The 10,106-nt window shown below is 59.8% G+C and carries 9 protein-coding genes and 1 tRNA gene; 7 read left to right on the forward strand and 3 right to left on the reverse strand.

Going from position 1 to position 10,106, the window contains the following annotated elements:
• The first annotated feature begins 1 nt into the window (after position 1).
• Positions 2-97 (forward strand) — tRNA-Sec (locus BMS17_RS26835).
• A gap of 9 nt (positions 98-106) precedes the next feature.
• Here the strand turns inward: BMS17_RS26835 and BMS17_RS26840 are convergent.
• The gene (locus BMS17_RS26840; protein WP_077432152.1) at positions 107-1,435 is read right to left on the reverse strand and encodes an OprD family porin; all 1,329 of its coding nucleotides are present in this window, start codon (positions 1,433-1,435) and stop codon (positions 107-109) included.
• 54 nt (positions 1,436-1,489) lie between these two features.
• On the reverse strand, positions 1,490-2,143 hold the full coding sequence (locus BMS17_RS26845) for a hydrolase (RefSeq protein WP_046033181.1): 654 nt from the start codon (positions 2,141-2,143) through the stop codon (positions 1,490-1,492).
• Positions 2,144-2,340: 197 nt separating this feature from the next.
• On the opposite strand from BMS17_RS26845, the gene BMS17_RS26850 reads away from it, so the two are divergent.
• The 6 genes from BMS17_RS26850 (at position 2,341) to BMS17_RS26875 (ending at position 8,357) form a co-directional block, all read left to right on the forward strand.
• Entirely contained in the window at positions 2,341-3,429 is a 1,089-nt protein-coding gene (locus BMS17_RS26850; protein WP_046033182.1) for an AI-2E family transporter, read from the forward strand.
• Between the two features lie 115 nt (positions 3,430-3,544).
• Complete coding sequence (locus BMS17_RS30820; RefSeq protein WP_052961912.1) at positions 3,545-3,766, forward strand: hypothetical protein; 222 nt, start codon at positions 3,545-3,547, stop codon at positions 3,764-3,766.
• Between the two features lie 54 nt (positions 3,767-3,820).
• Positions 3,821-5,005 (forward strand): patatin-like phospholipase family protein, encoded by a 1,185-nt coding sequence (locus BMS17_RS26860; protein ID WP_046033183.1) that lies wholly within the window; start codon positions 3,821-3,823, stop codon positions 5,003-5,005.
• A 109-nt stretch (positions 5,006-5,114) separates the two neighbouring features.
• Positions 5,115-6,404 (forward strand): FAD-binding oxidoreductase, encoded by a 1,290-nt coding sequence (locus BMS17_RS26865; RefSeq protein ID WP_046033184.1) that lies wholly within the window; start codon positions 5,115-5,117, stop codon positions 6,402-6,404.
• A gap of 25 nt (positions 6,405-6,429) precedes the next feature.
• Positions 6,430-6,987: a helix-turn-helix domain-containing protein gene (locus BMS17_RS26870; protein ID WP_046033185.1), complete on the forward strand. Its 558-nt coding sequence runs from the start codon at positions 6,430-6,432 to the stop codon at positions 6,985-6,987.
• 23 nt (positions 6,988-7,010) lie between these two features.
• The gene (locus BMS17_RS26875; RefSeq protein ID WP_046033186.1) at positions 7,011-8,357 is read left to right on the forward strand and encodes a glutamine synthetase family protein; all 1,347 of its coding nucleotides are present in this window, start codon (positions 7,011-7,013) and stop codon (positions 8,355-8,357) included.
• Positions 8,358-8,465: 108 nt separating this feature from the next.
• On the opposite strand, the gene BMS17_RS26880 is transcribed toward BMS17_RS26875, so the two are convergent.
• Positions 8,466-10,106 (reverse strand): bifunctional aconitate hydratase 2/2-methylisocitrate dehydratase (locus BMS17_RS26880; protein ID WP_077432154.1); only part of this gene is annotated, 1,641 nt, incomplete at its 5' end.

Consider the following 10,106-nt stretch of genomic DNA (forward strand, 5'->3'; position numbering starts at 1 on the left):
AGGAAGGCAATCGCGCCCGGTGGCGCGGCCGGGCTTCAAACCCGGTTGGGGACGGCATCCGTTCCCGGGCAGGTTCGACTCCGGCTGCCTTCCGCCAATTTTTGTCTCACAGCGGCCCGAGATTCAGCGGGTACTGGATGACCACGTAAACCCGGTCGATGTCATCGCCCGCCTGGGCGGTATTGGCGCGATGAGACACGTGCGACAGTTGCAGCGACAAGCCCTTGGCCGCCCCGGACTGCACGATGTAGCGCACGTCGATGTCGCGCTCCCAATGACGTCCGCCATCGCCTTGTTGTGGGACATAAGTGCCGGTCTCCGCGTCGAACGGGTTATAGGCGCCGCCCTTGGGCGCGTGGGTGCCGTCGATCTGGCTGCCTTTGACGTACCGCGTCATGAAGGCCAGACCGGGAATGCCATAGGTGCTCAGGTCGAGGTCGTAGCGGGCTTGCCAGGATTGTTCGTGGGCGCCGTTGAAGTCGGCGTACTTGATCGAGTTGGCCAAGTAGATGGAATCGCCACCGACGAAGTCGAACGGGGTGTCACCGTTGACTTTCTGGTAGGCCAGCGTGAAGCCATGGGCATCGACGGTGTACTTGCCCGACAGGCTGAACGCGGTGTTGTCGATGGCGCCGGCCAGTGCCTCGCCCGTGTCCCGCGTGTGGTAGAGATTGGCGTCGACGGACACTCCCGGCTGTTTCAGATGCACATTGGCGTAGTACTGATGCCAGGTGTCGGTCAGTGTTGAAGCATAGAGCGCGCCGCCGACAGGGCTTTGGGTGAACAGGTCGGCACCGGCAAACGAAATGCCTCCGGCGTCGGTGTTAGCCCCGTAACCGGAAAAATTGCCCTTGCCCGAAGCGCTGTCCTGATTCTTGAATGCCGTGAAGTGGCCTGCCTGCAGGTTCATGCCATCAATTTCGCGACTATTGAGCAGAAACCCCGTGGCGTACTCTGGCTGCAGGCGTTTGTCGGCGGTGTCGAACACCGGGGCTTCGACCATCATTTCGCCGAACGCCAAGGTGGTCCTGGAGGCCCTGACTTTCAGCGCGCCGCCACCACTGGAGTAGTTGTCCTCACTGCGCCCATCGCTGCCCACCGGCAGCAATCCGGTGCCGGAATGACCTTTGCCACTGTCGAGCTTCAGCCCCAAAAAAGCGTGGCTATCGAGGCCGAACCCAACGGTACCGGGCGTGAAGCCAGACTCGAAAGCGCCAATGAAGCCTTGCGCCCACTCGGCCTTGTAGCTTTTGCCCGATGGTGAAGGCGACCGGTAGTCACTGTTGAGGTAGAAGTTGCGGCTGAGCACATTCAGCGTTGCCCCCTCCAGAAATCCTTGCGGGTTTTGATCCGACTCATCAGCCCGCGCCGTTGCGACGGTGCCAGCGCACATCAGAGATAAGCAGAAAGCGGCTTTTTTCGAAAAAAACGTCATGGTTCAATGGCCACCTGATAGCGACTCCGCGCGTACGGAGTCGCTATTTTTTGCTTAGTGGGCTTCCGAAGCGCCGAACATGCTCTTGGCGTAGATCAGGCCCAGACCGTAGGCGCCGCCGTTGGCAATCGAGGTTTTTACGGTTTCGTCGTAAGTTTCGCCGCGCGCCCAGTCACGCTGCAATTCAAGCAGGTATTGCAGCGAAGTCATCGGCCGGGCACCGATCTGGATCATGCGTTGCATGGCCATTTCGTGCGCTTCGGTGGTGACGTCACCACAGGCATCGGCGATTACGTACACCTCGAAACCCTGGTCGATGGCCGACAGTGCCGGGCCAACGATGCAAACGGACGTCCAGAGACCGGCGAGGACGATTTTCTGTTTGCCGATTTTGTTGACTTCAACCGCAATGCGCTCGTCTTCCCAGGTGTTCATGCTGGTACGGTCGATCACGTTGTGTTCCGGGAATACCGACTTGATTTCGTCGAAGATCGGGCCTGAAAAGCTCTTCTCGGCCACGGTGGTAAGGATGGTCGAGACCTTGAAACCACGGGCCGCCTTGGCCACCAGCGCGGCGTTGTTGCGCAGGGTCACGGCATCGATCGACTTGGTCGCAAAGGACATCTGCGATTGATGGTCGATCATGATCAGGGTGTGGTCGGTCGGGGTCAGCAGGGTTTTGCCGGGGACTGCTTTTGCAATGGCCATGATGATGTCCTTACGGGTGAGTGAGGAGGCCATGGTCGCGAAGATTCAGGCTCGGATATTGAGTCGATGTGCTGTGTGTGGATTTTTTTTCGAGGTATAGCGATACAGCACGCATTGTTGCCGTCGTACTGTCAAAACTCCGTCTATGCTGCCCTAACCGTTCCCCTACCTTTGCAGCTATCAGCAAGGAGGCATCCATGGTGCCCACACCTCTGTCCGAGAAATCGTTGACCCGCAGCATGCTCGATGTACTGATTCGTGCCGGGTTGATTGTTGTTCTGGTGCTGTTTTGCTTCGAGATATTCCAACCGTTTCGCGACTTGATGCTGTGGTCGGTGATCCTGGCAATCACGCTCTACCCGTTGCAACTGCGACTGATGGGGTCGCGGGGACGCAGCGAGGGGCGTGCTGCAACGATCATTGTGCTGATTGCCATCGCTATTCTGGTGGTACCGGTCTATCTGTTGGGCACTTCGATTGGTTCGTCGGTCGGAAACGTCATCGACCTGGTGAAGGAGGGAACCTTCCAGATCCCGCCGCCGCCCGAGTCGGTCGCGACGTGGCCACTGGTGGGTAAATCGCTCTCGTCGATATGGCTGCAGGCCTCCTATGACCTTCCCGACCTGATAGCGAAGTACCTGCCGCAGATAAAAGGCGTCAGCGTCGGCTTGTTGACCAAGATTGCCGGCGTCGGGGCGGGTTTGCTGATGTTCATTGTCGCCCTGATCATCGCCGGTATTTTCATGGCCCATGGTGAGGCCGGCACCCGCGCCGCGGTAGAGATTGCGTCTCGCGTCAGCGGTCCTGACAAGGGGCCGAAAATCGCCGAACTGTGCACCGCAACCATCCGTGCCGTTGCGCTCGGAGTGGTCGGCATCGCGTTCATTCAGATGCTGCTGGTGGGTATCGGCTTCGTGCTCAAAGGCATCCCGGGCGCAGGTATTCTGGCGATCTTTGTGTTGCTGCTCGGCATCATGCAGTTACCAGCCACGCTGATTACGCTGCCGGTGATTGTCTACGTGATGGCGACCGAGGGGCCCAACACGAGGACCATCATCTTCTCGGTCTTTGTGTTCGTTGCCGGTCTGGTGGACAACGTTCTCAAACCGCTGTTGCTGGGGCGTGGCGTGGATGTGCCAATGCCGGTCGTGTTGATCGGTGCATTGGGCGGCATGGTCACCAGCGGCATCCTTGGGCTGTTCATCGGGCCAGTGGTGCTTGCGGTCGGCTATCAACTATTCTGGCAGTGGGTTCAGGATCGGCCGGAGGACGGAGCAAATCCGTAACCATGAACACGCAGAGTCATGAGCTCCTCGAGCGGGTGTTGACCGCTCATGGGGGGCTCGATCGCTGGAACAGCTTCAGCAAAGTACGCACCACCCTCGTGACAGGTGGTGCGTTATGGGCAAAGAAAGGGCTGACGCAGGACAGCGCGCCACGCCGACGGGACGCTCGTTGCCGAGCGCTCAGCCCCGGGAATCCTTTCAAGACCACGAAGAAAATACCCCTTGGGATCCACTGCACCGCGCGTACTTCAATGGTTACGCGCTGTGGTCCTACCTGACGATGCCGTTCTTGTTCACCGTGGCGGCAATCGGCCTCAGCGACATCCGTTACGCGTAATGCCCGTCGCAATGCTCATGTGATCTATCAGCAACGGCGGCCGGAGGAGGCGTTTTGAAACCATTCCTGCCCGGACCGGGTGCGTCAACGTGGAACATGTTGCGCCAAGCGTGTCTGCAACGCCGCGATGCCGTGCCGCCGACTTTGACGGAACTGGCGGTCGTCCCCGGCATCGCACAGGCGCGTTACTGGCTGGACCGGGATTTCGCTCCGCTCATTCGGGACGTGAATCAGGCCAACCATCGCGAGGCTGAGGCGCTCGCCAGGGCGGGAGTGCCGAATGACGTCCTGCCGGTGGCCAACATGCTGGCGGTTTCCGGCGGTGGTGACGCCGGCACGTTTGCGGCAGGGATCATCGCGGGATGGACGTTGAATGGGACGCGCCCACTGTTCAAAGTGGTCACGGGCATCAGCGCTGGCGCCCTGGTGGCTCCGTTCGCTTTTCTGGGGCCTCAATACGACGACATCATTCTGCGCATCTGCAGCGCCATCGGTCCCAAAGACGTTTTCCATTCGCGCAATGTGCTGACCCGGCTTGCCAGCGACGGCATTGCAGACAGCAAGCCACTGTCGCGGCTCGTCGCCCAGTACGTCACCGCTGACATACTGGCGGCGATTGCGGCGCAATACGCCAATGGACGACTCCTGATGATCGGTACCACCGACCTCGATGCAGGGCGGCCCGTGACCTGGAATATGGGGGCCATCGCCTCCAGTGGAGCACCGGGCGCACTGGACCTGTTTCGCCAGATCCTGATCGCGTCGATGAGCATTCCTGGCGCCGTTTCACCGGTCATGATCGACGTGGAAGTGAACGGTCAACAGTTTCAGGAAATGCACGTGGACGGCGGCGTCATCACGCAGGTATTCCTTTACCCACCCGGCACGGTCATGGCTCTGAACAGCGTGACCGGCGCACGTTTGCGCCATGACCGGAATTTCTATGTGATTCGTAACGGGAAAATGGAGCCCCAGTGGTCCGGGACCAAGCGTCGCACGTTGAGTATCGGCGGTCGTGCCATCAGCGCATTGATCCAGACGCAAGGGATCAGTGACCTGGAACGGATTTACCGAATCGCTCAGCAGGACGGGGCGGACTTCAATCTGGCGTACATCGGCGCCGATTTTCATCACCTGCGCAGTCATCACTTTGATGGCGAATACATGAAGCGTTTATTCGACTACGCCTTTGAACTCAGCGCGAAAGGTTACCCGTGGCATAAATCCCCCAATACCTGAAGAGAATCGCGATCCTTGATGTCCAGTCGGTCATCGCGGAGTTGCCTGTATGAAATTAATACTGTAGTTTTTCATGAAATTATAAAAACATAATTTCATGAGAGCTCGTATGTTCCAGCAGTCCACCCAGCATGTCGCCAGCTATTACGCCCACAGTTGCGCGGATCGCTTGGTCAATCGCCCTGCGCTCAGGGGTGAACAAGACACCGACATCCTGATCATCGGGGCCGGCTTCAGTGGGCTGCACACCGCGTTGCGCCTGGCCTTGGCCGGCAAACGGGTGACCCTGCTGGAAGCCAGTCGAGTGGCGTGGGCGGCCTCCGGGCGCAATGGTGGCCAGGCCATTCTCGGCTGGTCGTGTGACATGCCGCCGCTGGAAGCCGCGTTGGGTTACGAGCGCGCACGCCGGTTGTGGGACGGCATGCGCTGGGCGGCGCAGGAGCTGCGTGAATTACCCGCTCGTCATGGCTTCGATTGTGATTATCGCGCGGGGCATTTGTGGACGTCGGTCATGCCACGGCGTGTCGGGCTGTTGACCGAGTGGCAGCGCGAGGCCAGTCACAAGTGGGGCCACCATGGCTTGCGGTTCATCAGCCGTGAACAGTTGCCGCAATGGATCGCCAGCGAGCGCTATCAGGCCGGCCTCTATGATCCCGAGGGCGGTCATCTGAACCCGCTGAAACTGGCCATCGGCCTGGCCACCGCCATCGAAAAGGCGGGCGGCCGCATCCATGAACAAAGCAAAGCATTGAGCTATCAAGAGGAGGGCGGTCGTTACCGGGTGAACACCGAACACGGGACCATTCGGGCAGACGTTCTGGTGCTGGCGTGCAATGCGTATCTGGACCGGCTCGACCCGAAACTGGCCCGTTGCGTATTACCGGTCGGGACTTATCAAGTGGCCACCGCGCCCCTGTCTCCCGAGCAGGCCACCGCGCTGTTGCCGAGCAATGTCTGCGTCACCGACAACCAGTTTGTCCTCGATTATTTCCGGCGCACGCCCGACAATCGCCTGCTGTTCGGCGGCGGCTGCACGTATCTGGGCGGTATGCCAAAGGACATTGCCGGGGCCACGCGTCCCTTCCTGGAGCGGGTGTTCCCGCAGCTCAAAGGCGTAGCCCTGGAATTCGCCTGGGGCGGGCACATCGACTTGACCCTGAAACGAACGCCGGACATTGGCCAGTCAGGGAATCGCTACTGGATGCAAGGCTATTCCGGGCATGGCGTGCTGCCGACACTGGCCGCTGCCCGCGCCGTGTCCGACGCGATTCTTGGCCAGGACGATGAATTGTCCTTGTACCAGGGTTTGAACAACGGCAGTTTTCCCGGCGGCAAATACCTGGCTGCGCCGCTGGAAGCCATCGGCAAAGCCTGGTATCGACTGCGCGACAGTATTTGATGAGTCATCAACTGGAAATCCAGGCATGAACAAGCAAGAAGAAATCGCTGCGCTGGCGATCCTTATTCACGATCTGCGCAAGCACAAGAAATACACCTTGAAGGAACTGGCCGACAAAATCGGCCGTTCCGTGGGCTTCCTGTCGCAGGTCGAACGTGGCCTGTCACGGCCCACGGTGGCCGACCTGACGGCAATCAGTGAAACCCTGGGCGTGCCGACGACTTACTTCTACAGCCTGCCAAAACCCAAGGAGTTGCCATGGGTCACCCGGCCGGACGAACGCCGTACGTTGTACTTCGCCAACGGCATTACCGACATTCTGGTTTCGCCAAAGATCCGCGCATCGTTTTCGATGCTCGAAAGTCACCTTGAAGCCGGTGCCAGCAGTGGCGACCGGCATTTGACTGACAGCTCCGAGCAAGGGGGTTACGTGCTCGAAGGCGAGCTGACGCTGTGGTTGGGCGACGACGAGGACCCCGTCAAATTAGTGGCTGGCGACAGCTTTCAGTTCGACAGCCATACCCGTTGCCGCTACGGCAACCTCACCGAGCATCTCACGCGAGTGCTTTGGGTTTACACCTGATGAAAAGACAAGGACCCACAATGATGGATGCTACCTGCTCTGACCTGTTGGCCGAGGTGCGCGCCTTTCGCCAACGCTATCCTGAGGTGCGCTATGTCGACCTGATTTCCCTGGATATTCCAGGGCATTTCTACGGCAAGCGTTATCCGGTGGACATGCTGGAAAAGGTGGCGGCCGGCAGCGCGCTGAAACTGCCGCAGAACTGTGTGCTGTTGGGCGTGCAAGGCGGGTTGTTCAAGATCGGCGATTACTGCTTCAACGACGGCGATCCCGATGCGCTGCGTCGCCTGGTACCTGGCACACTCAAGCCTGTGACCTGGGAAGGCCAACCGCTGGGGCAAATGCTGATTACCTCGGACGGCACGCAAAACCCCATCGTGTTCGAACCGCGCCAGGTATTGGCCCAGGTTCTGGACCGCCTCGCCGGTAAAGGCATTCATCCAGTCGTGGCATTTGAGCTGGAGTTCTACCTGTTCGATAAAAAGCTGCGCGACGGGCTACCGCAGTTTCCCCGCGACGGGCTGACAGACGATGCCGACGATCAACCCAATATGCACATCGAGCGGCTGTCACGTTTTGCCCCGGTACTCGATGAAATGGTCGAGGCATCGCGTGCCCAGGGCATCGACAGCACGGTGATTACCGCCGAGCTCGGGCCGGGGCAGTTCGAGATCAATTTCGGTCACCTGGACGACGGCTTGCGCGCGGCGGACTGGGCCGCCCTGTTTTGCCGCAGCAGCCGCGGTGTTGCCCTCAAGCACGGCTATCGCGCCAGTTTCATGGCCAAACCTTACTTGCAGCACCCGGGTAGCGGCATGCACGTACATGTCAGCCTTTACGATGCGGCCGGCAATAACATCCTGGCGGCCAATGAACAGCGATCGTTGCGTCACGCCGTGGCCGGTTGCCTGGAACTGCTGCCGCATTGCATGCCGGTTTTCGCCCCGAACCAGAATGCCTATCGACGCTTGGGCGGCACGACCAACATCGCCACCCAAGCGAGCTGGGGTTTTGAAGATCGCGATGCGTGCCTGCGCATCCCTGAGTCGGACTCGAAGAACCTGCGCATCGAACATCGTCTGGCAGGCGCCGATGCCAATCCATATCTGGTATTGGCGGCGATTCTGGTGGGCCTGGAACACGGACTGGACGCGGGCAAAGAACCGATCTTGCCGTTGAACGAAGACCGCAACAGTGGCGTCGACTTTCCAAAGGAAATGCTCGAAGCCGTGCGCGCAATGCAGCATCAACCGCAATTGCGTGAAGGTCTGGGGGCTGAGTTCGTGAATGTTTATTGCGAGAACAAACGTCAGGACCATCTGGCGTTCATGCAGGAGATCAGCGCGCGGGAATATCGCTGGTATCTGTAAACGCAGGATGCGGGCAGTCGCTCAATCTCATGATTGGGCAGAAAGAGTAAGGCATAAAAAAACGCCGCCCCTCTCACGAAGGGCGGCGTTTTCTATGGCGTTGCAGCGTTACGCTTGAACGACCGGAATGTTGGCGTTCGCAGCGACTTCACGGAACTCGGCGATCTGGTCGAAGGACAGGTAGCGGTAGACATCGGCCGCCATGCTGTCGATCTTGCCCGCGTATTCCATGTACTCCTCGACGGTCGGCAGGCGACCCAGGATGGAAGCAACAGACGCCAGCTCGGCCGAAGCCAGGTAGACGTTCGCGCCGTCACCCAGACGGTTCGGGAAGTTACGGGTCGACGTCGACACCACGGTGCTGTTTGGCTCAACGCGTGCCTGGTTACCCATGCACAGCGAGCAACCCGGCATTTCCATGCGTGCGCCGGCCTTGTCGTAGATGCCGTAGTAGCCTTCTTCGGTCAGCTGGTGAGCGTCCATTTTGGTCGGCGGTGACAGCCACAGACGGGTTGGCAATGCTCCATCGACCTGTTCCAGCAACTTGCCGGCAGCGCGGAAGTGACCGATGTTGGTCATGCACGAACCGATGAACACTTCGTCGATCTTCTGACCTTCAGCGGACGACAACAGACGAGCGTCGTCGGGGTCGTTCGGTGCGCACAGGATCGGTTGCGTGATCTGTGCCAGGTCGATCTCGAGGACTTCTGCGTATTCAGCGTCTTTGTCCGCTTGCAGCAGCTCTGGTTTGGCCAGCCAGGCTTCCATCGCTTGAGCACGACGCTCCAGGGTGCGGGCGTCGCCGTAGCCTTCGCCGATCATCCAGCGCAGCAGGGTGATGTTGGAGGTCAGGTACTCGGTAATGGCCTTTTCCGGGAGTTTGATCGTGCAGCCGGCGGCGGAACGTTCAGCGGAAGCGTCGGACAGTTCGAACGCTTGCTCCACGGTCAGGTTGTCCAGGCCTTCGATTTCCAGGATGCGGCCGGAGAAGGCGTTGATCTTGCCTTTCTTCTCGACGGTCAGCAGACCGGCCTTAATGGCGTAGTAAGGGATCGAATGAACCAGGTCACGCAGGGTGATGCCCGGTTGCATCTTGCCTTTGAAACGCACCAGGACTGACTCGGGCATGTCCAGCGGCATGACGCCGGTGGCGGCGGCGAACGCAATCAATCCAGAGCCCGCCGGGAACGAAATACCGATCGGGAAACGGGTGTGCGAATCGCCACCGGTACCGACGGTGTCCGGCAGCAGCATGCGGTTCAGCCAGCTGTGAATGATGCCGTCGCCCGGTTTGAGCGAAACGCCGCCGCGGTTACGCATGAAATCCGGCAGGGTGTGGTGAGTCGTCACATCCACAGGCTTTGGATAAGCCGCAGTGTGGCAGAAGGACTGCATCACCAGATCCGTCGAGAAGCCCAGGCACGCCAGGTCTTTCAGTTCGTCACGGGTCATTGGACCGGTGGTGTCCTGGGAACCCACGGTGGTCATCTTCGGTTCGCAGTAGGTGCCAGGACGCACACCGGCTACGCCGCAGGCCTTGCCGACCATTTTCTGCGCCAGGGTGTAACCCTTGGTGCTTTCAGCCGGGGCTTCCGGCAGTTTGAACAGGTCGAACGCTGGCAGACCCAGTTCGGCGCGAGCCTTGTCGGTCAGGCCACGGCCGATGATCAGCGGAATACGGCCGCCAGCACGAACTTCGTCCAACAGCACCGGGGTCTTCATTTCGAAGGTGGTCAGGACTTCGTCGGT

The sequence above is a fragment of the Pseudomonas sp. C9 genome, assembly GCF_002000165.1.
Taxonomy (GTDB): domain Bacteria; phylum Pseudomonadota; class Gammaproteobacteria; order Pseudomonadales; family Pseudomonadaceae; genus Aquipseudomonas.